Source organism: Rhizobium sp. BK399 (assembly GCF_014194695.1).
Classification (GTDB): Bacteria; Pseudomonadota; Alphaproteobacteria; order Rhizobiales; family Rhizobiaceae; genus Rhizobium.
Map to the genome: position 1 here is coordinate 209,682 of NZ_JACIAH010000003.1, position 22,455 is coordinate 232,136.

At 61.2% G+C, this 22,455-nt stretch carries 19 protein-coding genes; 16 read left to right on the forward strand and 3 right to left on the reverse strand.

The genetic code is table 11. The annotated features are described in order from the left end of the window. Positions 1–111 precede the first annotated feature (111 nt). The 8 genes from FHT97_RS09920 to FHT97_RS09955 are packed head-to-tail and all read left to right on the forward strand — an operon-like array spanning position 112 to position 8,170. Positions 112–843, forward strand: a complete 732-nt coding sequence (locus FHT97_RS09920) for a FadR/GntR family transcriptional regulator (RefSeq protein ID WP_183755477.1) — start codon at positions 112–114, stop codon at positions 841–843. Next, entirely contained in the window at positions 840–2,423 is a 1,584-nt protein-coding gene (locus tag FHT97_RS09925; protein WP_183861747.1) for an ABC transporter substrate-binding protein, read from the forward strand. The genes FHT97_RS09920 and FHT97_RS09925 overlap by 4 nt, the downstream gene beginning before the upstream one ends. A 54-nt stretch (positions 2,424–2,477) precedes the next feature. Next, the gene (locus tag FHT97_RS09930; RefSeq protein WP_183861749.1) at positions 2,478–3,437 is read left to right on the forward strand and encodes an ABC transporter permease; all 960 of its coding nucleotides are present in this window, start codon (positions 2,478–2,480) and stop codon (positions 3,435–3,437) included. Positions 3,438–3,439: 2 nt separating this feature from the next. Next, positions 3,440–4,315, forward strand: coding sequence for an ABC transporter permease (locus tag FHT97_RS09935; RefSeq protein ID WP_183861751.1), 876 nt, complete (start codon positions 3,440–3,442; stop codon positions 4,313–4,315). A 20-nt stretch (positions 4,316–4,335) separates the two neighbouring features. Then, complete coding sequence (locus tag FHT97_RS09940; RefSeq protein WP_183755473.1) at positions 4,336–5,253, forward strand: dihydrodipicolinate synthase family protein; 918 nt, start codon at positions 4,336–4,338, stop codon at positions 5,251–5,253. Between the two features lie 5 nt (positions 5,254–5,258). Then, the gene (locus FHT97_RS09945; RefSeq protein WP_183861753.1) at positions 5,259–6,272 is read left to right on the forward strand and encodes an ABC transporter ATP-binding protein; all 1,014 of its coding nucleotides are present in this window, start codon (positions 5,259–5,261) and stop codon (positions 6,270–6,272) included. Beyond that, on the forward strand, positions 6,273–7,241 hold the full coding sequence (locus tag FHT97_RS09950; protein WP_183861755.1) for an ABC transporter ATP-binding protein: 969 nt from the start codon (positions 6,273–6,275) through the stop codon (positions 7,239–7,241). It abuts the gene before it with no gap. Continuing rightward, positions 7,238–8,170 (forward strand): dihydrodipicolinate synthase family protein, encoded by a 933-nt coding sequence (locus FHT97_RS09955; protein ID WP_183861770.1) that lies wholly within the window; start codon positions 7,238–7,240, stop codon positions 8,168–8,170. Before FHT97_RS09950 ends, FHT97_RS09955 begins: the two co-directional genes overlap by 4 nt. A 17-nt stretch (positions 8,171–8,187) precedes the next feature. Here FHT97_RS09955 and FHT97_RS09960 read toward each other — a convergent pair whose 3' ends face one another. Beyond that, positions 8,188–10,596 (reverse strand): glucan 1,4-alpha-glucosidase, encoded by a 2,409-nt coding sequence (locus FHT97_RS09960; protein WP_183861772.1) that lies wholly within the window; start codon positions 10,594–10,596, stop codon positions 8,188–8,190. Positions 10,597–10,760: 164 nt separating this feature from the next. Between FHT97_RS09960 and FHT97_RS09965 the strand changes: the two genes are divergently transcribed. After that, entirely contained in the window at positions 10,761–11,489 is a 729-nt protein-coding gene (locus FHT97_RS09965) for an ROK family protein (protein ID WP_183861774.1), read from the forward strand. 43 nt (positions 11,490–11,532) lie between these two features. On the opposite strand, the gene FHT97_RS09970 is transcribed toward FHT97_RS09965, so the two are convergent. Then, complete coding sequence (locus tag FHT97_RS09970; protein ID WP_183861775.1) at positions 11,533–12,489, reverse strand: GlxA family transcriptional regulator; 957 nt, start codon at positions 12,487–12,489, stop codon at positions 11,533–11,535. Positions 12,490–12,582: 93 nt separating this feature from the next. Between FHT97_RS09970 and FHT97_RS09975 the strand changes: the two genes are divergently transcribed. The 7 genes from FHT97_RS09975 to FHT97_RS10005 all read left to right on the forward strand — a co-directional run bounded on the left by FHT97_RS09975 (position 12,583) and on the right by FHT97_RS10005 (position 21,194). After that, the gene (locus tag FHT97_RS09975) at positions 12,583–13,476 is read left to right on the forward strand and encodes a 3-keto-5-aminohexanoate cleavage protein (protein WP_183861777.1); all 894 of its coding nucleotides are present in this window, start codon (positions 12,583–12,585) and stop codon (positions 13,474–13,476) included. A gap of 209 nt (positions 13,477–13,685) precedes the next feature. Then, a complete protein-coding gene (locus FHT97_RS09980; RefSeq protein ID WP_183861779.1) occupies positions 13,686–15,239 on the forward strand; it encodes an ABC transporter substrate-binding protein in 1,554 nt (517 codons plus the stop codon). A gap of 70 nt (positions 15,240–15,309) precedes the next feature. Further along, on the forward strand, positions 15,310–16,815 hold the full coding sequence (locus FHT97_RS09985; protein ID WP_183861781.1) for a carnitine 3-dehydrogenase: 1,506 nt from the start codon (positions 15,310–15,312) through the stop codon (positions 16,813–16,815). Between the two features lie 11 nt (positions 16,816–16,826). Then, a complete protein-coding gene (locus FHT97_RS09990) occupies positions 16,827–17,783 on the forward strand; it encodes an ABC transporter permease (protein ID WP_183755463.1) in 957 nt (318 codons plus the stop codon). Positions 17,784–17,796: 13 nt separating this feature from the next. Beyond that, on the forward strand, positions 17,797–18,630 hold the full coding sequence (locus FHT97_RS09995; protein WP_183861783.1) for an ABC transporter permease: 834 nt from the start codon (positions 17,797–17,799) through the stop codon (positions 18,628–18,630). Between the two features lie 3 nt (positions 18,631–18,633). Then, positions 18,634–20,259: an ABC transporter ATP-binding protein gene (locus FHT97_RS10000; protein ID WP_183861785.1), complete on the forward strand. Its 1,626-nt coding sequence runs from the start codon at positions 18,634–18,636 to the stop codon at positions 20,257–20,259. Further along, positions 20,256–21,194: an alpha/beta hydrolase gene (locus FHT97_RS10005; RefSeq protein WP_183861787.1), complete on the forward strand. Its 939-nt coding sequence runs from the start codon at positions 20,256–20,258 to the stop codon at positions 21,192–21,194. Before FHT97_RS10000 ends, FHT97_RS10005 begins: the two co-directional genes overlap by 4 nt. Positions 21,195–21,224: 30 nt before the next feature. Here the strand turns inward: FHT97_RS10005 and FHT97_RS10010 are convergent, their stop codons facing one another. Beyond that, positions 21,225–22,448 carry a cyanate transporter gene (locus FHT97_RS10010; RefSeq protein WP_183861789.1) on the reverse strand — a complete coding sequence of 408 codons (1,224 nt, stop codon included), beginning with the start codon at positions 22,446–22,448 and terminating at the stop codon, positions 21,225–21,227. Positions 22,449–22,455: the final 7 nt, after the last annotated feature.

Sequence of the window (22,455 nt, forward strand, 5' to 3'; positions counted from 1 at the left end):
GCTGCCTGCTCGATCCGAAATCCGTACCAGCATGCACACATGTTCATTTGACAGATATCCTACAAGTGGATATGTGTCTCGACACTAGGAATTTTCCGCAGCGAGATCGGCATGCCCCTAAAGACCATGAAGCCGTTGACAAGAGCCCCGTTGCTGCATGTTTCCGTGCAGGAGAGCCTGCGCGCCTACATCAACGATAACGGCCTGAAGCCGGGAACACTGCTGCCCGCCGAGAGCGAGCTTGCGACACAACTTGGCGTCAGCCGCAACTCGCTGCGCGAAGGCATCAAGGCACTTGAATCGCTTGGCGTCTTGGAATCACGGCGCGGCGTCGGAATTTTCGTGAAGGCGTTCTCGTTCGAGCCATTGCTCGACAATCTTGCCTACGGCCTTGGCGGCGCGCTCCGCCAGATCGAGGAAGTGATCGAGATCCGTCGGACGCTCGAAGTCGGCCTGATCGGCAAGACCTTGGAAACGATCGGCAAGGACGACATTGCCGAGCTCCGCGCCACCGTCAACCGTATGAAGGCGCACGCCGAACGCGGCGAATCCTTCGCCGAGGACGACCAGCTCTTCCATCGACTGCTCTTCCGCTGCCAGGAGAACGAAACGCTGAGCCGGCTGATCGACGTGTTCTGGCTCGCCTTCTACAAGGCCTCGGATTTCGTGAATCTCGACAACGTCGATCCGATGGCCACTTGGCGCGATCACGCCGCCATCGTCGATGCCGTAGAAGCCCGGGACGTGGAGGAGGCCCGCCGGCGCCTCGACCACCACTACGAAGGCATCGCCCGAGTTATCGCAACCAATAAGACAAGTTCAAATGTGGGAGGAACGCAATGAACACCCTGTCTCGACTTTCGGCTATCGCAATCGCCGCGATGATGGCAACACCAGTCGCATCGGGCTTCACCCGCCCGGCGCAAGCTGCAACCCTGTCGGGCGGCTTCGATGTTGGCCCCGGTGGCTTTCAGGGCAATTTCAATCCGCTCGCCGCAACCGCGGGCTTCACCTGGCTCAGCATCTATTTCGAACCGCTCGTGACCTATGATGCGAAGCTGCAGAAGACGGTCGGCGTACTTGCATCGTCTTATGACGTGAGCCCTGACCAGCTGACCTATACGTTCAAGCTCGTTGACGCGAAGTGGCACGACGGAAAGCCATTCACGGCCAAGGACGCGAAGTTCACGATGGAACTCGCCAAGAATGCAAAGACCGGATCTGTCCTGGCCGCTCGCCTAACACCGGTGTCATCCGTCGAAGCTCCGGACGACCACACGCTCGTGATCAAGCTCAACGCGCCGTCGGCCAGTCTCATGGATACCCTGACAAAGGTCATGATGCTCCCCGAGCACGCACTGGCCGCAATACCGGCCGACCACCTCGCCAAGAACGCATGGTGGTCGACGTCACCGATCGGCACCGGCGCGTTCAAATTCTCGAAGTACGTCAACGACCAGTATGTCGAGCTCACTGCCAACACGGACTACAGAGGCGGCAAACCGGCCCTCGAGAAGATCATCAATCGCTACTTCGCTGATCCGGCGGCTGCGATCGCCGCGCTTCGAGCCGGTGAAATCCAGTTCACCTATGTCGACTCCAATGATGTTCCGACATTCAAGGACGATAAGTCTTTCCAGGTGATCGAAGGCAATTCCTTCGTCGTCAACTATCTGGGTTTCAATCATGAATCGCCTATCTGGAAGGATTTGCGTGTCCGACAGGCGGTGATGCACGCCATCAATCGCGACGCGATTATCCAGAGCCTTTACGGCGGCGCCGCCAAGCCCGCCAACTGCGCCTACGTCGCCGATCAACTCGTCCCGAAGGGCATTGATGACTATGCCTACGATCCCGAAAAGGCGAAAGCGCTTCTGAAGGAAGCTGGCTGGGACGAGATCAACGGCGGGAAGCCGATTACGCTCCTGACCTACTACACGACGCCCTTGGCGACCAATGTGCTGGCCGCCGTTCAGGCAATGCTGGCTCAGGTTGGCATCAACGTCGTGCCGCGTGCGGTCGATGCCCCAACATACAACAGCATCGTCCTGAAGCCGGACGCAGATATCTCGCAGTTTCAGCTGGTCTATGCCGGCCTGCAAAACGGACCAGATGCAGGCAGTATCAATGTCGGGCTGAATGAAAAGCAGATCCCGCCGGCCGGCCCGAACGTCGTTCGCGCCCGCATGCCCGATCTGACGGCCGCGCTCGACGCCGCCCTGGGTGAACCTGACGCGGCAAAGCGTGACGAACGCTATCAGCAGGTCTGCAAGGTCATGAATAGCCAGCTCCCGTGGGGAACCCTCTGGGTAGCCAATCGCTATGGCGTGGTATCCTCCAAGGTCAAGGATTTTGTGTGGACTCCCGCCCCTGGCGGCGGCCCCTATCAGGCCGATCCGCAGCGCTGGTCCATCACCGAATAGGACCGCCATGGATACGAAAGGGTGGCGTTGCCACCCTTTCAGGACGGAGTTGCAATGCTGAGATACAGTCTCCGGCGCCTGGCGATCGGAATAGGCATGCTGCTTGCCTTGAGCATGCTGATTTTCCTTCTGCTGCGCCTCACCCCTGGCGATCCGATCGACGCCTATATCGATCCGAACATCCCGATGTCGCCAGCCGACTTGGCCGAGCTGCGCAGCAGCCTCGGTCTCGACCAGCCCCTGCCCGTGCAGTATCTGGTCTGGCTGCAGCAAGCCTTGGCCGGCAATCTCGGCTACTCGATCAAGCGGATGGATCAGCCGGTGCTCGGTCTCGTCCTGTCGCGCATAGGTCCCACCGTCCTGCTCATGGGAACGGCTCTCGTTATCTCGACTGTCGTCGGCATCGCCACGGGCATCATCAGCGCCGTACGGCGTAACTCCATCGCCGACCTCTCGTTCTCGGTGATTGCCCTCACAGGCATTTCCAGCCCGGCCTTCCTCAGCGCATTGATCGGACTCTACGTCTTCGCCGTGCGGCTCAAATGGATGCCATCGGGTGGAATGCTGACGCCGGGCGAGCCTTTCTCGGTCCTTGATCTGCTGCATCACCTGATCCTTCCTGCCTCGCTCCTTGCGGTCGCTCAAGCGGCTCTGATCATGCGCTATATGCGCGCCTCCCTGCTTGAAGTGCTCAATCAGGACTATGTCCGCACGGCACGGGCGAAGGGCGTCGTCGAGTTCTGGGTGATCGTCAAGCATGCGTTGCGCAATGCGCTGCTGCCTGTTGTCACGCTGATCGGCTCGACTATCGGCCTTGCCGTCGGTGGTGCAATCTTCATCGAGAGCGTTTTCAACTGGCCGGGCATGGGCCTGCTGCTGGTGGATTCCGTCGAGACCCGCGACTACCCGGTCATCATGGGCGCCACGCTCATCATCGGAGCCTGCGTGATCGTCGTGAACCTTCTGACGGACGTCACTTACGCGGTGATCGATCCGCGCATCAAGGTGGCCTGAGCATGCTGGCCAGAACCTCTAGCCGCAGTCCCGGCCCCCTCGCCCGTGCACTCGACCGCTTCCTGATCAACCGCGCCGCCGTTTTCGGTATCTGCCTGGCTCTTCCTGTCCTGGCGATGATCCTCACCTATCCCCTGTGGTGGAGCTTCAAGCCGAACGACATCGACCTTTTGGCGATGAACTCTGGCCCAAGCCTGAAACATTGGTTCGGTACCGATGGCGTCGGCCGCGATGTGTTTGCCCGCGTGATGGAGGGCGGCCGCATCTCGCTCCTCGTCGCTGCTGCGTCGACACTGCTCTCGGCCGTCATCGGCTTTCTCTTCGGCGCTGTCTCCGCCCTTTCCGGCCGCTGGGCAGACGCGGTCGGTATGCGGTTTGTCGATCTTGTGATGACGCTGCCGCCGGTGATTTTTCTCCTTGTGCTCGCCTCGATCGCCGGCACGGGCATCTGGCCGACGGTCCTCGTCATCTCACTGTTGTCCTGGCCACTTCTGGCGCGAATGGTGCGCGCACGGCTGCTGGAACTGCGTGAGCGTGACTTCGTCGTCGCCGCTCGGGGAATGGGCGCCGGCTTGCCCCATCTCCTCTTCCGACATGGGCTGCCGAACGCCGTCGATATCCTGGTGGTCTACGCCACGCTGCAGATCGCCAACGCCATCCTGCTCGAGGCCGGGCTTTCCTTCCTTGGCCTCGGCATCGCACCGCCGGCCGCCAGCTGGGGCAACATGCTGAACGCGGCCCGTTCGACGGCGGTCCTCGAACAGTATCCTTGGCAATGGCTGTTCCCAGGCGGGGCGCTCATCCTGGCGGTGCTTGCCATCAACTTCATCGGCGACGGTCTTCGGGACGCTTTCGACCCTCGCGCTGAACTAAACTGATCACTCGAAAGAAAGAGACTATGACAAAATTCAAAGGTGTAATTCCTCCAGTCGTGACGCCGCTCAATGCCGATTTCACGGTCGACTATCCGTCCTACACGCGGGTTCTGGAGCATCTCATCGAAGGCGGTTGCCACGGTGTTTTCGTGCTCGGCTCGACAAGCGAGGTGATCTTCCACGACGACAAGACGCGCCGCGAGATCATCGAGCACTCGGCAAAAGTGGTGAACGGACGCGTGCCTCTGATCGTCGGCGTCATCGATCCGACGACGGATCGCGTCATTCATCATGCGGACGTTGCCAAGCGTGCCGGGGCCGACGCCGTGGTTGCCACCGCGCCGTTCTATACGGTCACCAGCCAATCCGAGATCCTCGACCATTTCCGCTTTATCCGTGACGCGGTCGACGTACCGCTCGTCGCCTACGACATTCCGGTCTGCGTCCACGTCAAGCTGCAGCGCCAGACGACGGTGGCCTTGGCGAAGGAAGGCACGATCATCGGCCTCAAGGATTCCAGTGGCGATGACGGCAACTTCCGCTATGCCCTCCTCGATCTCGCTGATCGGCCGGACGTGTTCCTGATGACCGGTTCGGAGATTGTCGTCGACAATGCCTTGCTGATGGGCGCGCACGGGGTCGTTCCGGGCATCGCGAATGTCGATCCTCACGGCTATGTGCGCCTTTGGGACGCCGCCCAGCGTGGCGACTGGGTCGCCGCACGCAAGGAGCAGGAGCGGCTCTGCCGCCTCTTCGAAATCGTCTGGGTTGCCCAGGGCCGCGTTAGCGGCGGCGCCTCCGGCATCGGTGGCTTCAAGACTGCCATGAAGAGCCTCGGTATCATCGACAGCGCGGTAATGCCGCGCCCGCGCACTGCGCTCAATGAAGCCGAGACAGCCAGGATCAACGAGATCCTGCGCGCAACCGGTCTGCTTGGGTGACCAATATGCAGTCAGCCGAACCGATCCTCGCCATTCAGGGCCTCAAGACCATCTTCCGCATTCGCGGAGGCGATGTCACGGCAGTCAACGATGTCGACCTGACCGTCGGCGCGGGGGAGACCGTGGCCCTGGTGGGAGAATCCGGTTCGGGCAAATCGGTGACCAGCCTTTCCGTCATGCGCCTTCTGACCCGCAACATTGGATCGATCGCGGCAGGCAGCATTCGGCTTCGCCGAAAGGACGGATCCCGATGCAATCTGGTTTCGCTAACGGAAGACGAGATGCGCGACATTCGCGGCGACGACATCGGCATGGTGTTTCAGGAGCCGATGTCCAGCCTCAACCCCGTCTATACGATTGGCGACCAGATCTCCGAGCCAATTCGCATTCATCGCGGAGCAAGCCGGAAAGCGGCAATGGCCACTGCCATTTCGCTGCTGGAAAACGTCGGGATTCCAGATGCCAAGCGCCGGGCCCGTCAGTATCCGCACGAGCTGTCCGGCGGCATGCGCCAACGTGCGACGATCGCCATGGCGCTTGCCTGCGACCCGACCTTGCTGATTGCGGATGAGCCGACAACCGCACTCGACGTGACGATCCAGGCGCAGATCCTCGACCTGCTGCTGAAGCTTCAGCGCGAGCGCGGAATGGCAATGCTGTTCGTCACCCACAATCTCGGCGTCGTCGCCCAGATCGCCCATCGCGTCGCCGTTATGTACACCGGCCGCATCGTCGAGGAAGGCCCGGTCAACGAGGTCTTCAGCAATCCAAAACACCCCTACACGAAGGGCCTTCTCGCCTCGATGCCGCGGCTTGGCGATGCAACACGGATGAAACAATCAGGGGAAAAACTCGCAGCCATTCCGGGCGTCGTTCCGAGCCTGATGAACATGCCTTCTGGCTGCACCTTCGCACCGCGTTGCCAATTTGCGATCGAGGCCTGTCGCAACGCGGTGCCGGCGCTTGAAGCCGTTGGACCGCTTCATAAGAGCCGATGCATTCGGTGGCGGGAGATTTAGATGACCGAGCCTTTGCTTTCTGTTCGCGACCTGTCGAAAAGCTACACTTCCCACGGCACGCAACTGACAATCCTGAAGGACATTTCCTTCGAGATCGGTAAGGGCGAAGTCGTTGGGCTGGTTGGCGAATCCGGCAGCGGCAAAACGACAATCGGCCGCTCGGTCCTTCGCCTGGTCGAGCCGTCATCAGGCAACGTGCATTTTGATGGCGTCGATCTGACGGGGCTTTCATCCACGGCGATGCGACGCATGCGTCCGCGGATGCAGTATATCTTCCAGGACCCCTTTGCCAGCCTCTCGCCGCGCATGACCATCGGCGAGATCCTGACCGAAGGCCTGAAAATTCAGCGCATCGGAACCCGCCGGGAACGGCTCGAACGCGCCCGTGTGGCGCTTGAGCAGGTCGATTTGCCGGCAGAAGCGATCAATCGCTACGCGCACGAGTTCTCAGGCGGGCAGCGTCAGCGCATCGGCATTGCGCGCGCGCTGACACTGGCCCCGGAACTGATTGTCGCCGACGAGCCGGTGTCGGCGCTCGATGTCTCCATCCAGGCACAAGTCATAAACCTGCTGCGCGATCTGCAGCAGCGGCTTGGGCTGACCATGCTGTTCATCTCACACGACCTTGCGGTCGTGGAGTATATCTGTGACCGTGTGATCGTCCTCTATCTCGGCCGTATCATGGAAATTGCGGCGAGCCGCGATCTTTACGCCCGGCCACAGCATCCATATACGCGCGCGCTACTGTCCGCCATCCCCTCCACCGATGTCGGTGCCAAACGCCAGCGTCAGGTGCTGAAGGGTGAAATCCCGAGCCCCGCGAATCCGCCGAGCGGCTGCGTTTTCCGCACCCGCTGTCCGCATTCCATCGAAGCTTGCAGCCAGGCCGTTCCTGAGCTGCGGGAAGTCGCGCCGGGGCACCTCAAGGCGTGCATTCGCGACGATATACCTTTGGGAGCCATGCCTTGACGACGCAGAGACGACATTCAATCGCCGGCAATTGGGCGAGCCTTCTTCTCCCGATCGTGGAGGACGACGCGATCGATTTCGCTGCCCTCGGCGAAGAGATCGACATCCTGATCAAAGCCGGGGTCGATGGCATCTATTCGAACGGTACAGCCGGCGAGTTTCACAATCAGACGGACGTCGAGTTCGAGCGGATCCAGGTTATCCTCGCGGAGCGTTGCACGAGTGCCGGCATGCCATTCGTGATCGGCGCATGCCAGCCGGATCCGCACATCGCTCTGTTACGCGTTGCCCGCGCATCCGCGCTGAAGCCGCTGGCGATCCAGCTCATTCTGCCGGACTGGTGGCCGGTCACCGATCTTGAGGCAATCGATTTCCTGAGGCGCGCGACGGACCGCGCCGAGGGGACCCCCTTGATCCTCTACAATCCGCCACATGCCAAGCGGGTTCTCACGCCGCGGGAGCTTGCCGCCGTCTGTGGCCCATCGCCTGCCGTCGTCGGTATCAAGCTCGCCGATGGCGACGCCGATTGGTATGCCGCTGCCCGCGAATACCTTGCCGAGTTCGCGCTCTTTGTGCCTGGCCATCATCTCGCGACCGGCATGAGCCACGGCGTTGCCGCAGGTGCCTTTTCCAACGTGGCCTGCCTCAGCCCGCAAGGCGCCCAGTGGTGGACAGATTTGATGGCGGAAGACATCGAAGCCGCGCTAGCAATCGAGAAACGCATTTGCGCGTTCATGGATAACCACATCGTTCCATTCCGCCAAGCGCAAGGCTACTCGAATGCCGCCCTCGACAAGTTGCTGTGCGCGATCGGAGGCTGGGGGCCGGTTGGACCGAAGCTCCGATGGCCATACCGCTCTATCGATCAAGCCGAAGCTGAGCGTCTAAGACAGATCGCGCGAGCGGAACTGCCCGAACTCTTCGATTGAGCGGAGCCGGGTCACGCTCAAACCACGTCGATCTTGAAATCGGCATCTTCCCACCGCTGGGTGTTCGTCCAGAAGATTGTGAACAGAATTGTGCCTGGACTCAGCCCCTCCGTCGGCAGGTCGCAGACATAGGTGCCAAAACCCGTATCGTGGACATGACTGTCGATAACGGTTGCCCAACCGTCGGTAGACCAATGCACGAGGGCCTGTTCGGGCAGTTCGATCCGCAGTTTGCGGCCGGCAGCCATACGGGTGCGCTTGGCGTTTAGGCGCCATGCGAATGGCGGACGACCGAGCTTTGCTGCGACATACCGGGCAAAGGTTTGAGGCGGCATATCGAAGACGACGCCATCGCGGATCGAGCGCAGGAGCTTGATATGTTCCGCGTGAGCCCAGACCAAGGGCATGGCGCTGCCGGACGGACGACCGAGAAAGAGCTCGCGCTCCGGCACGTCGTCGCTATCCCATATCTGCTCCGGCAGCAGTCCGCCATCGCTTGCCGAGGCTTCCAACGCTGCCAAGAGGCGTTGCGCCTCATCGCGTCGTCCAGCGGCAAGTTCGTAATGGGCGCGCTCGCCGGTCAAAAGCGGCCAAAGCCTCCCGACACCGCGGCCAGCGAACGGGGCACCACCAACGCGCTCCCCGTAGCCGTCGTCGTTGTACCGGTACCAGTAGGATCCGGTTGGCAGGTCACGTCGCAACTCGGCATCGATCGCCGCGATCGTGCCTAGGATGCGTGGGTCGTCGGCGGCGCGAAGTCCGAACCGCACCAACGCAAGCGCGTCCGGGCTAATAAGAAGGTCTGCTTCGAGCACGGCCTCGCCATCGTCGCGATTGCGGATCGGGATGAAGTCCCGGCCGAGCGACGAGACGTCTTCCGCGGCGGTGGCAATGCGAACGTAGTAGCCGTCGATGCCAAGCCGGCGCGACAACCCCGTATCGCTGGCATAGGTCCACTCCTCGATGCACTCGTTCCAACCATCCGCCACTTCCCGCAGATATTGCGCTTGAGGCAACCGTCCGGCCGCTTCCATCGCATCGGCCGCCGCGAGCAACCCCGCGATCTCGACGGCCAGCGTAAAGGGCGAGTAGCCAGCATCCTCTTCCCAGCGATCCTGCTGGGTGGCGGGACCGTTGGTGACGATGTAGGCCGCAGCAGCCTCGATCATCGCCACGTATCGGCCTGTCTCCGACAAACCGATCACGCCGGCGCGAAGAAGCATGTCGTAAAGCAGGATCGGAAAGGCCGTCTCGTCCATCTGGATGCCGTTCCAATACGGCCGGCCGTCGAGCCAGGCATTCTGCACCCAATGGCCATCTGCCTCCTGGATCGCCGAGAGATAGTCGAGCACCGACCGCGCGTCGGCTTTGGCGCCTGCGGCAAGCAGCCCTCCCGCGGTTTCCACCAGATCGCGTGTCCAGACCAGATGATACCCGCCGAGATCGTCGTCGCTCTTGTTGAAGCCCCAGGGGATGGAAAGGCTCGCGATAATGGCGCCGGAGGCATCGTCGCGGTGGCTGGCGAGCACGCTGGTGCTGACCCGGTAACGGTTCAACTGGTTGGGATCATGAGGCTCGTCCAACGCAAGCAGGCCGGCCTGCCACTCCCGCCATCCGCTCTGATAGTACCTCAGTGCCGGCTCGATACCCTGTTCCAGGCTGAGGACGGCACGGAAAGCAGCCTCCTCCGGCTCCGCGCCGAAACCGATGGCGACCAATATCCGCCCTTGGCCCGCCTGCAGGTCGAGCGTCCCCGATAGCGCAACATTACCGGACACGGCACAGCGATACTCCTCCTTCAGCCCTTCGCCCCGCGACAACGTCTGCCAGCCATCCGAAAAACCGACATACCCGGCCGAACGCGCAAGCCAAGGCACCGAAGCGGCAACCGCAAGCGCTCGGCCAGAACCCTCGGCAAAAAGCATCGGCCTGCCCTTGAAATCGGAGCACCAGGCGGTGTTGTCGGCGCCGCCGTTGACGAGATGCGGCGCCACGAGGGCGTGCAGTTGGTAATCGGAGAGGCCGCCGATCAACGCCTCGAAGCGTAACTCTTGCAGCACCACCTCGCGCTCAGGATCAGTAAGGATCGTTTTGGTGATGCGATAACGGCCATCGCGGGCGGTGTTGATAAGGCGGAAGGCCGGGACGCCATCCTCGATTGCCTGCACCCGATGATCGGCATCACGCTTCTCTTCTGAGAAGTAACCATCGCCTGTCACGATGAAGCCGAAATCGCGGACACAGGCCATATCCAGCCGTGGCGCATAGATCTCGTTGAGGATACCGTGGCTTGCCGTGAACCAAACGGGACTTGCCGGGCCGACGGCGGTGCCGACCGCGCTCTTGTCACTTGAGGTCCAGCGCGGCTCGATCCCGGGAGCGCCGGGTGGGTCGATGGAACCGGGAGGCAAGCTCGGAAAGGTCAAGTGATGATCCTCCGCTTAGTGTGCGCTCTTTTCAGTGAGCCATCCTGGCGTTTAAATCAAGCGACACCGCATTTTCGCCCGGCGCTTGACAGAAGCTGCCGATCTTGCCCCGATACGTGGTGCGGCAGGGATGAGAGCATAGGCCGGCAGAGGAGCGCAAAGATATGGCAGACACCGTCAACACATCTGCAGCCGAACGGAAGCGCGAGCACGCCAAAGCGCCGGCCGGCCGCACTGTGCTTGCCGTCGATATCGGCGGATCGCACGTGAAAGCCGAACTCAGCAGCGGCAGCGAGCGACGCGCGGTCGATTCCGGTGATCAGATGACCGCGACCAAGATGGTAGGTGCGCTACGCGATCTTACCCACGACTGGCACTACGACGTTGTCACGATGGGTTACCCCGGTCCCGTCGCCGCCAATCGTGCCGCGGCCGATCCCTTCAACCTCGGGCCGGGATGGAAGGATTTCGATTTCGAAGCCGCCCTCGGCCGGCCGGTCCGAATGGTCAACGACGCTTTGATGCAGGCAATCGGCAGCTATGAAAACGGCCGGATGCTCTTCCTTGGCTTGGGCACCGGCTTGGGCTCAGCCATCATCGCCGAGAATGTCTGCATGCCCCTGGAACTGGCGCACATGCCCTACCGCAAGGCGACCTTCGAAGACTATGTTGGCGAGCGAGGACTGAAGCGTCGAGGCAAGAGCAAGTGGCGGAAATCGGTCGTTGATGTCGTTGATTGCCTAAGCGCGGCGCTGCTGCCTGACTACATCGTCATCGGCGGCGGCAATGTCGATCGGCTCAAGGAACTGCCGCCGAAGTGCCGGCGCGGCAACAACGACAACGCCTTCCGTGGCGGCTTCCGGGTTTGGCTGGATGACAGCCTGCGAATTTGAGCCAGGGGCTTCGAGCGACCGGGCGAGCAAGGCCTCTCGCCGCTCAATTGGGTGGCGCGCCTCGCCGGTTGCGCCGCGTCTCCCGCAGTGTCGATCCGAAGTGACCACTGAAGGCCCTGGAGAGCGATGCAGCCGAGGCAAAGCCGCTACGCGCGGCGATCTCGTGCGCGGCGAGCGACGTTTCCTCGGCAAGGCTGCGTGCGACGTCGAGCCGGATGCTTTGATAGTAGTGGCCGGGGGCCATCCCGAACTCTCGCTGAAAGAGCCGGGCCAGCGTACGCGGAGACGTCGCGGTCGCATCCGAGATCGCGTCGAGGCTGAGCGGGCTTTCGACATGCGCGCGCATGCAGGCGACGGCTTTTAGAAGCTGCGGAACGCGCGTTGCCAAGGAAAGGCTGCGCGCCCCCCGCTCCTCAGGAGCCCGCAATCGGGCATCGTAAACGAACATGTTGGAAACATCGAAGGCGAGCGCTCCACCGCCATGATCACCAATTAGCTTGAGCATGAGATCGACCACTGTTGTGGCGCCGCCGGCGGTGATCCGGTTTCGGTCGATGACGAACCGGTCCGACGTCACCTCAACATCAAGATGGATCTCGGCGAATTGCGAAAGATCCTGCCAGTGTATCGTCGCTCGGTAACCGCTCAGAAGACCTGCCTGCGCGAGCAGCCAGGCGCCGCAGTCGAGCCCACCAACGATGCCGATAGACCTGCTCAGACGCTGCAGCCGCTTCAAGATCGAGCTCTGCGCGTGTTCGCGTGCGCCGTAGCCCGCAACGATGAACAGGATGTCGAGATCAAGGGCGGTCTCGATCTCGCCGTCACACCGCATGAGGAGACCGCTCGAGCTGCGGACATCCATTCCCTCGGACGACAGCAACCGCCACGCAAACGTATTAGGGCCCGCATAGTCGCGGGCCGCGCGCAGCGGCTCGATCGCGCTGGCCAACACCATATTGGAAAAACCGTCGAAGATCAGAAAGCCACAGCTCAAACCCATTCTGTCAATTCCTGCAAACTCTTTGGCAGTTTATGCCAATAAGCGCAGGGCGGCAATTCGTATAGTGGCCTCATCGAGTTAGGAGGCCGCACCGTGAATTGGGACGTATTCATTACCTGCGCAGTCACCGGTTCAGGCGGCACCGTCAGCAAGAGCGACAGGGTCCCGGTAACTCCCAAGCAAATTGCCGAGGCTAGCATCGAGGCCGCAAAGGCTGGTGCGGCTGTCGCTCACATTCACGTGCGCAACCCTGAAACGGGTGCGCCTTCGCGGGATCCCGCTCTCTACCGCGAAGTCGTCGCGCGGGTGCGGGATTCCGGAGTCGACGTCGTCCTCAACCTGACAGCCGGCATGGGCGGCGATCTGGTACTCGGTTCCGCGGAACAGCCGCTGCCATTCAATCCGAAGCAAACGGATATGGTCGGCGCGACCGAGCGGCTTATCCATGTCGAGGAACTGTTGCCGGAAATTTGCACGCTGGACTGCGGCACGATGAACTTTGCCGAGGCCGATTATGTGATGACCAATACGCCAGGCATGCTGCGGGCAATGGCAGCCCGCATCCAAGCGGCTGGCGTCAAACCGGAAATCGAGGTCTTCGACACCGGCCATCTCGTGCTTGCGAAGCAGCTGGTCAAGGAAGGGCTGATCGACGATCCAGTGATGATCCAGCTCTGCATGGGCATCCCTTACGGCGCGCCTGACGATCCCGGCACGCTGATGGCCTTGGTCAACAATGTTCCGGCGGGCTGGACCTACTCGGCATTTTCCATCGGCCGAAATCAATTGCCCTACGTTGCGATGGCGGCACTCGCGGGTGGAAATGTCAGAGTCGGCTTGGAGGACAATCTCTTTCTTTCAAAGGGTGTCCTAGCCTCCAACGGTCAGCTGGTGGAGCGTGCCGTTTCGATCCTTTCGGCAATGAACGTTAACGTTCTGAGACCCCAGGATGTGCGAGAGAAATTGAAACTGAAGAAGCGTTGGTAGGAATGAGGCAGGACCGATCGATTTGACTGAAGCGGGCAGGACAGCGGAGAATTTTGGCTGCGGCTTACGGTGCCGCCGGCCGGAACTCGGCTATGCGATTGCCTTGCCGCGACCTGTATCCCCTTTCCATCTGCTTCGATCCAGACAAGGAGGTGCGTGACCAGCAGCCTGTCAATCGATGAATGAGAAAGCAAAAAAGGGGAACAACAATGTCTCAGAATTCCATGACCAGAAGAGGCCTGCTGCAGGCGACTGCAGCGGCGGCGCTCATATCCGCAATGCCCTCGCGCTCCCATGCTCAATCGTCGCCGAAACGCGGCGGGACGCTCCGCATCGGCCATTCCGGCGGCGCCACCTCCGACTCCATCGATCCGGCGACCTATGCAGCCGGCCCCGTCGTGACGGCCATGCTGGGCGGTGTCTGTAACAACCTCGCCGAAGTCGATGCCGACGGTAAGATCGTACCGGAACTTGCCGAAAGCATTGACCCCAGTCCCGATGCCAAGGTGTGGACGTTCAAGCTTCGCAAGGGCGTCACGTTTTCCAACGGCAAGCCGTTGACACCCGAGGACGTCATCGCTTCCTTCAATCATCACCGCGCCAAGGATTCGACCTCCGGCGCGAAGGCGATCCTTTCGGAGGTCGTCGATATCCGCAAGGACGGCGAGGCCGTTGTCTTCGAACTGAAATCCGGCAATGCCGACTTCCCGTTCCTGACGGCCGAGTATCAATTCGTCATCATGCCGGCCAATAGCGACGGTACGCTGGACTGGAAGTCCGGCATCGGTACGGGCGGCTACACGCTGGAATCGCACGAGCCCGGTGTGCGCATCAAGCTGAAGCGCCGGTCAGACTACTGGAAGACCGATCACGCCTGGTTCGACGAGGTCGAGTTGCTGACGATCAACGACGCAACCGCCCGCCAGAATGCCCTGCTGACGGACCAGGTCGACGTCATCAACAGCGTCGAGATCAAGACGTTGCCGCTGCTGCAGCGGAAGGCCGGCATTACCATTGAAGAGGTGACGGGCACCGCCCACTACCTCTGGCCCATGTGGTGCGATAGCGAGCCGTTCAAGGACGTGAACGTGCGCCTGGCGCTGAAATACGCCGTCAATCGCGAAGAGCTGCTACAGAAGATCCTGCGCGGCCACGGTCACCTCGGCAACGACAGCCCGATCGCGCCAGCCAACCGCTTCTACGCCGCCGATCTGCCGCAACGAGCCTACGACCCTGACAAGGCCAAGTTCCACCTCAAGAAGGCTGGCCACGATACGTTGAAGATCGAGCTTTCGGCAGCAAACGCCGCCTTCGCCGGCGCCTTGGACGCCGCGACACTGTTCCAGGCGAGTGCCGCAAAATGCGGCATCGACATCAACGTCAAGCGCGAGCCTGACGATGGTTATTGGTCGAACGTGTGGCTGAAGAAGCCATTCGTCACCGGCTATTGGAACGGCAGGCCGACCGAAGATTCGATGTTCTCGCTGGTCTATGCAAAGGGCGCGGACTGGAATGAAAGCCATTGGTCCAATGACCGCTTCAACCAGCTTCTTCTCGAGGCGCGCTCCAGCCTCGACGAAAACAAGCGCCGCGAGATGTATCACGAGATGCAGCAACTCGTCAGCGATGACGGCGGCGCGATCATTCCGATGTTCAGCAACTATATCGATGCCCGCAACGACAAGGTTGCGCATGGAAAGCTGGCGTCGAACCGCTTCTTCGACGGCTGGAAGCTGATCGACCGCTGGTGGAGCGCCGCTTAAGGCTCTTCATTGATTGTCGGCGCCGTCCGGAGGGCGGCGCCTGCTCCATCTCAAATCTGGCAAGGTGAACATGACTGGCACGGTGAAATCCGCCGCAGCGATCGGTGGCGGCGTCATAGGCGGCGGCTGGATCGCTCGATTTCTGCTCAACGGCTACGATGTCAAGGTCTTCGACCCGCATCCGCAGGCCGAACGCTTGGTGGGAGAAGTTCTCGCCAATGCCGAACGCGCTTATCGCAAGCTGACCCTCGCTCCCATGGCGCCGAAGGGCCACTTGAGCTTCGTGTCATCCATCGAAGAAGCAGTTCGCGATGCCGATTATGTGCAGGAGAGTGTGCCGGAGCGGCTCGATCTGAAACGCAAGGTCTATGCTGAAATCGAGAAGCACGCCAAAGAAAATACGTTGATCGGGTCGTCCACCTCGGGATTCAAGCCGACGGAGCTCATCGAGGGCTTCGCGACGCCGGAGCGCTTATTCGTCGCCCATCCTTTCAATCCTGTCTATCTGCTTCCGGTGGTCGAAGTGGTACCGGGCCAAACATCGCCGGACAATCTCGATCGTGCCAAGTCCTTCCTCACCGCCATCGGCATGAAACCGCTCGTCGTCCGCAAGGAGATCGACGCCCATATCGCCGACCGGCTTCTGGAAGCGGTGTGGCGCGAAGGACTGTGGCTGATCCATGACGGCGTCGCGACGACTGAGGAAATCGATGACGTCATCCGCTTTGGTTTCGGGCTTCGGTGGGCGCAGATGGGCCTGTTCGAGACGTACCGCATCGCGGGTGGTGAGGCCGGCATGCGCCATTTCATGAGCCAGTTCGGCCCGGCGCTGAAATGGCCCTGGACGAAGCTTATGGACGTCCCCGATCTGACCGACGAACTGATCGATATCATCGCCGCGCAGTCGGATGCCCAATCCGGCAAGCACAGCATCCGCGAACTCGAGCGCATCCGCGACGACAATCTCGTCGCCATCATGCAGGCATTGAAGGGCAACGACTGGGGCGCTGGCGCCCTCCTCAAGGAATACGAGTCCGCGCTCTATGCCAAAGCACACAGCCACGCGCGTCAGTCAACGGTCGATCCGGAAAAGCCTTTGGCGCTGCACGCCGATCGCGTTCGGGAGGATTGGGTGGATTACAACGGCCACATGACCGAAAGCCGCTATCTGCAGGTCTTCGGGGACGCAACCGATGCCTTCCTGCACTTTATCGGCATGAACAAGCATTATCTGGCCAGCGGCCGTTCGCTCTACACGGTCGAGACGCACATCAGGCACCTGCGCGAGGTGAAGATGGGAGCTCCGCTGCGTGTGGAAACGCTGTTGCTCGGTTTCGACCAAAAGAGAGTAAGAATCGTGCACGAACTCTACGGTGGACCCCAGGACGAACTCCTGGCGACGGGCGAGCATATGCTGCTGCACGTCGACACCGCAAAGTCGGCTGCTTCGCCGATCGACCTCGCACTATCGATCAAATTGGGAGAGGTGTGGAAACACCATCGGCATCTGGAGGCTCCGGCCTATGCAGGCAAGCCGGTGCGTGAAATCATGATGGAATCCGCCGCCGCCAGCTAAGGGATATCGCAATGGGGCCCATACCGAAGCTGATACTCAAGAGGTTTTCGACCGGTCTGCTGACGCTCTTCCTGGTATCGATCATCATTTTCTTCGCGATCGAACTTCTTCCGGGCGATGCCGCTCAGCAGCTGCTCGGCCAGAGCGCAACGCCAGAAACGCTTGCGGCCCTGCGCGAACAGCTCGGATTGAACCAGCCAGTGGTCATGCGCTATGTGCACTGGCTAGGCGGCGTCGCCACCGGCGACTTTGGCATGTCTCTTGCCAACAACCGCCCGGTGGGGGAACTGATCGCCGGGCGGCTTGGCAACACGCTGTTTCTCGCCGCCTATGCTGCAGCACTTGCCATTCCCCTGTCACTGACGTTGGGACTTCTGGCCGCCCTCTGGCGCAACAGCCTGTTCGACCGCCTCTCGAGCCTCCTGACGTTGACCTCGATCTCCTTTCCGGAGTTCTTCGTCGCCTATATCCTCATCCTGTTTCTGGCTGTGCGAACGAGCCTATTCCCATCGCTCGCCACCGTGGACGCCACGACCTCGCTCATTGAGCGGCTTTACATCTGTTTCCTGCCGGCCATTACCCTCACCCTTGTCATCGCCGCACACATGATGCGGATGACACGAGCGTCGATCATTAACCTGCTCGCCAGCCCCTATATCGAGACTGCGCGGCTGAAAGGACAATCGCGCTTCAAGGTGATAAGCCGTCACGCCCTGCCCAACGCGCTCGCCCCGATCGTCACGGTCGTTACGCTCAACCTCGCCTATCTCGTAACGGGCGTTTTGGTGGTCGAGGTCGTCTTTGTCTATCCGGGCCTCGGACAATTGCTCGTCGATTCCGCTGCCAAACGCGATCTCGCGGTCGTTCAGGGCTGCTGTCTGATCTTCGCTGCGATCTACATTTTCCTCAACATGTTTGCGGACATCATCGCGATCGCGACCAATCCGCGCTTGCTGCATCCGCGATGAGGAGAGAGCACGCATGACTGCCATTGTAAAATCGCTCCGCCTCTCGACCGTCCCATGGTCGGCGCGTCTCGGCCTTCTTATCATCGCCTTCTACATCGTCGTCGCGGTCTTTGCGCCGTGGCTTGCTCCCTACGGCGAAGCTGAAGTTGCCGGCGGCGAGTTTGAACCATGGAGTTCCATGTTTGTGCTCGGAACCGACGGCCTGGGGCGCGATATGCTCTCCCGGCTGATCTTCGGTGCCCGCAATACGATCGGCGTGGCTTTCGTGACCACCGTCCTTGCCTTCCTGATCGGCGGCGCAGGCGGAATGCTGGCCGCGACTCTGGGAGGCTGGACGGATGAGGTGTTGTCGCGCATCGTCGATGTGATCATGGCGATACCGCGGGTGATCTTTGCGTTGTTGTTGCTGACCATTTTCGGCACCGGAATGGTCAATCTGATATTCATCATCGCCATTCTCGACTCGACCAGCGTCTTTCGTCTGACACGTGCCGTTTCGATGAACGTGGTCGTCATGGAATTCGTCGAAGCGGCGAATCTGCGAGGCGAGAGCCTATGGTGGATCATCCGTCGTGAGATTTTGCCCAACATCCTTCCGCCGCTTATCTCGGAATTCGGCCTGCGTTTCTGCTTCGTCTTCCTGAGCATTTCTGCCCTGTCCTTCCTCGGACTCGGGTTGCAGCCACCGACTGCGGACTGGGGCAGCATGGTCAAGGAAACGGCCTCCCTGATCAGCTTCGGCGACATCACGCCGCTGTTGCCGGCCGGGGCCATCGCGCTGCTCACAGTCGGGGTCAACTTTGTCGTCGATTGGATGCTGCATCGCTCCAGCGGCTTGAAGGACTAGACGATGGGCAACGCAAAACCGCTTTTGGAAATTCGCGGCCTGAAGATGGAAGCACAGATCGACGGTGCGTGGACCGAGATCGTCCATGGTGTCGATATCGATCTGAGGCGAGGCGAAGTGCTGGGCCTGATTGGCGAATCCGGCGCCGGTAAGTCGACGATCGGACTTGCGGCCATGGGCTATGCCCGCAACGGCTGTCGTATCAGCGCCGGCTCGGTCTGTTTCGATGGAGAGGAACTCGTCGGCCGCAGCGAAGCTTTTCTGCGCAAGCTTCGGGGCCGGCGCATCGCCTATGTTGCGCAGTCGGCGGCAGCGAGCTTCAACCCGGCGCATCGCCTCATCGATCAATATGCCGAAGCGCCGGTGACACATGGCCTTCTGACCAGGCATGATGCGGAACGGCAGGCCGTCGACCTCTATCGCCGCATGCGTTTGCCCGAACCCGACATCATCGGCTGGCGCTACCCGCATCAGGTTTCCGGTGGCCAGTTGCAGCGCGCCATGACCGCGATGGCGATGGCCTGCAAGCCTGATCTCATCATCTTCGACGAGCCCACAACGGCGCTCGACGTGACCACGCAGATCGAAGTGTTGGCCGCGATCCGCGATGCAGTCCGCCAGTTCGGTACGGCTGCGATTTATATCACCCACGATCTGGCCGTTGTGGCGCAAATGGCGGATCGAATTAAAGTGCTTTTGCACGGACGCGAGGTGGAAGACCAATCCACACGCGACATGCTCACGGAGCCGAAGGAAGCCTATACCAAGAGCCTGTGGTCAGTCCGCTCGATGGAGGCGGAAGATAAACCTTCGCCGGCAATCGACGTCCAGCCGTTGTTGAAGATCGACTCCGTCACAGCATCCTACGGCAGATTGAAGGTACTGCAGGATGTTAGCCTCGAACTCCATCGCGGTCGCACGCTTGCACTCGTTGGCGAATCCGGATCAGGCAAATCCACCACTGCTCGCGTCGTGGCTGGCCTTCTGGAGCCTAACAGCGGCCAGGTGTTGCTGGACGGGCAACCTCTTCCCCCGAGCTTCAAGCAACGCAGCCGGGATATGTTGCGGCAAATCCAGATCATCTATCAGAACGCCGACACCGCGCTCAATCCGCGCCAACGGGTCCGTGATATCATCGGCCGGCCGATCGAATTCTATCTCGGCCTCACGGGCGCCGCGCGCAACCACAAGGTCGATGAGCTGATGCACCGGATGGAGCTCGACCCCGCCAAGTTCGCGGATCGCCTTCCGTCAGAGCTATCAGGAGGGCAGAAGCAGCGCATCGGCATTGCGCGCTCCTTGGCGGCCGAACCCAAGATCATCATCTGCGATGAAGTGACGTCGGCACTGGATCAGCTCGTCGCCGAAGGCATACTGCGGCTGTTGAGAGAGATCCAGGAAGTGACCGGCGTCTCCTACCTGTTCATCACTCACGATCTGGCGGCGGTTCGCGCCATTTCGCACGACTGCGCCGTCATGCAAGGCGGACGGGTTGTCGAACAGGGGAAGGTCAGGGATGTGCTGCAACGGCCGGCGCAAACCTACACAAAGACCTTGCTGGCCTCGGTGCCGGACATGGATCCGGATTGGCTGACCCGCCGCCTGGAAGCAGGAGCATCTCCGAAATGATCGACGACCCTGAAATCCTGGCCTTCATCGCCAAGACGGAAGCATCCTATCCCGCGGATTCGAATGTCGCTTCGGCCGCGGACAACCGCCGCCATTATGATGCGATGTGTGCTGTCTTTCGCCAGCCTCGTCCCACGGATATCAGCGTCATCGACACTGCCGTCAATCATGTCCCGGTGCGGCACTACATACCGGCTCATGCCAGCGATGGCCGGCCTTCAATTCTCTATTGTCATGGCGGCGGATTCGTCGTCGGTTCCCTGGAAAGCCACGACGACGTTTGTGCCGAAATCGCAAGCAGCACCGGCATGCATCTGACCGCCGTCGACTACCGTCTTGCGCCGGAGCACCGCTATCCCGCTCCGATCGATGACGTTGAAACGGTCTGGCGTCATCTTGCGGTGAAAACGCCGCGACTGATTACGGTCGGCGACAGCGCCGGCGCCAATCTCTGCGCGGCGCTCGCCCTGCGCATGCGGCGCCTCACCGGCCCGATGCCGATAGCGCAGCTCTTGATCTATCCCGGCCTCGGAGGAGACCACTCCTGGCCGTCCTACATAGAGAACGCGGAAGCACCCTTGCTGCGCACTTCCGATCTCGCCGGCTATCGCGTCGCCTATTCCGGCTCCGAGCAGCCATCGGATCAGGAGTTGGAGGAAGTATCGCCTCTCAAGGCCAAGGACTTCTCGGGCCTGCCCCCAACACGGGTATTCACCGCTGATGTCGATCCGCTGCGCGACGACGGGAAGGTCTATGTCGAGCGCCTGATAGCCGCAGGCGTCGATGCCGATTGGCGCAACCACGAGCAACTCGTGCACGGCTATTTGCGCGGCCGCATCATGAGCCGCCGAATTCGCGTTGCATTCGAGGAAATCTGCCGCGCGCTACAAGAGATGGCAAAGAACGTTTCCCTCACGCCCGACTTTGCCGGTTAGGCGAGGCTCGTTGCGAGCACACCTTCGGTCCTATGCCGAGCCAATGCTGGCATGGGCCGGAAAAGTCAGGCCGATGGCGTCCTCGTAGCTCCGGGGACTGAAGCGTACGTAGAGAGCAAATACGACCACGAGGCACGCCAGGTGCATGATCCACCCGCTGGCAAAGCTGCCGGTCATGCCGTGGAGGAAGGATGTGGCAAAGGGTCCAAGCGATGCAATCAGAAAGCCACCTCCTTGCATCAGGGAGACGAGAACGCCGGCCTGCTCCGGCCGTGGCAGATGATCCAGCGCCGTGACAATGGCAAGGGAGAAACTTCCCCCGAGCCCAGCGCCGCAAATCGCCACCCACAGGACCGGCAGCATTCCCGAAAGAAATGCCAGCCCCGCAAAACCGATGGCCTGCATCAGAAGGGTCACCAGCAACCAGCCGCGGCGATCGATGCTGCGGCGCGCCAGGTTGGGCAGAAGAAGGGCTGAGACGGCCTGGCTGACCGCCATGATCGCGACCAGATTGCCGCTCTCAGCGTTCGACCAGCCGTGCGCTTGATAGTAGGGCGCGAGCCAAGCGACCATCGACGAATACCCGCTGTTTACCAGACCAAACGCGATCATCAATGTCCAGGTGCGCGGACGGCGCAGCAACAGACCTGTCAGATCCTTGTCGGGTTTGGACGCCTTGGAGTCCGACAGCACAAGGAATGCCACACAAAATGCGATCGCAGCGGGTACCGCCAGCCAGGCAAGCGCGGTCCGCCAATCGTATCCATTGTTGACGAGGGCCGGCGTCAGCCGCGCACCGACCGCGCCACCGCCCATGAGCATACCCGAATAGAGGCCGGTGACAGCAGGCACGCTGCCCGGGAATTTTGCCTTGATGATGCCGGGGAACGCTGCCTGAATGAATGCCACCCCGACGCCGCAGAGCGCCGCCGTCAGGATGAACGAAAGGCCCCCGGGTGCGACGAGCCTCAGCAGAGAGCCTACCGTCAACAACGCGAGGGCGGCAAGGATGCCGCGGCGTGTGCCGATCGCAGCTTGGATGCCAGGCGCCACGAATGCGCCGACGCCCATCAGCAACATCGGCAACAAGGTCAGCATCGCAAGCATGCTGTAGCCCATTGCCGTGTCGGCCACGATATTCGCAACGACCGGCGCCGGCGCGGTGAGGAATGGCCGCAGGTTCACTGCAATCAACATGACAAGGAGTAGCATCGGCCAATGCCGATCGCCGGCAGCCTGGGTGACCTTCAGCATTTGATGT

Coding starts and splice junctions, on each gene's coding strand:
- FHT97_RS09920 (WP_183755477.1), top strand. CDS start 112: ATGCCCCTAAAGACCATGAAGCCGTTGACAAGAGCCCCGTTGCTGCAT.
- FHT97_RS09925 (WP_183861747.1), top strand. CDS start 840: ATGAACACCCTGTCTCGACTTTCGGCTATCGCAATCGCCGCGATGATG.
- FHT97_RS09930 (WP_183861749.1), top strand. CDS start 2,478: ATGCTGAGATACAGTCTCCGGCGCCTGGCGATCGGAATAGGCATGCTG.
- FHT97_RS09935 (WP_183861751.1), top strand. CDS start 3,440: ATGCTGGCCAGAACCTCTAGCCGCAGTCCCGGCCCCCTCGCCCGTGCA.
- FHT97_RS09940 (WP_183755473.1), top strand. CDS start 4,336: ATGACAAAATTCAAAGGTGTAATTCCTCCAGTCGTGACGCCGCTCAAT.
- FHT97_RS09945 (WP_183861753.1), top strand. CDS start 5,259: ATGCAGTCAGCCGAACCGATCCTCGCCATTCAGGGCCTCAAGACCATC.
- FHT97_RS09950 (WP_183861755.1), top strand. CDS start 6,273: ATGACCGAGCCTTTGCTTTCTGTTCGCGACCTGTCGAAAAGCTACACT.
- FHT97_RS09965 (WP_183861774.1), top strand. CDS start 10,761: ATGGCAGACACCGTCAACACATCTGCAGCCGAACGGAAGCGCGAGCAC.
- FHT97_RS09970 (WP_183861775.1), bottom strand. CDS start 12,489: ATGGGTTTGAGCTGTGGCTTTCTGATCTTCGACGGTTTTTCCAATATG.
- FHT97_RS09980 (WP_183861779.1), top strand. CDS start 13,686: ATGTCTCAGAATTCCATGACCAGAAGAGGCCTGCTGCAGGCGACTGCA.
- FHT97_RS09985 (WP_183861781.1), top strand. CDS start 15,310: ATGACTGGCACGGTGAAATCCGCCGCAGCGATCGGTGGCGGCGTCATA.
- FHT97_RS09990 (WP_183755463.1), top strand. CDS start 16,827: ATGGGGCCCATACCGAAGCTGATACTCAAGAGGTTTTCGACCGGTCTG.
- FHT97_RS09995 (WP_183861783.1), top strand. CDS start 17,797: ATGACTGCCATTGTAAAATCGCTCCGCCTCTCGACCGTCCCATGGTCG.
- FHT97_RS10000 (WP_183861785.1), top strand. CDS start 18,634: ATGGGCAACGCAAAACCGCTTTTGGAAATTCGCGGCCTGAAGATGGAA.
- FHT97_RS10005 (WP_183861787.1), top strand. CDS start 20,256: ATGATCGACGACCCTGAAATCCTGGCCTTCATCGCCAAGACGGAAGCA.
- FHT97_RS10010 (WP_183861789.1), bottom strand. CDS start 22,448: ATGCTGAAGGTCACCCAGGCTGCCGGCGATCGGCATTGGCCGATGCTA.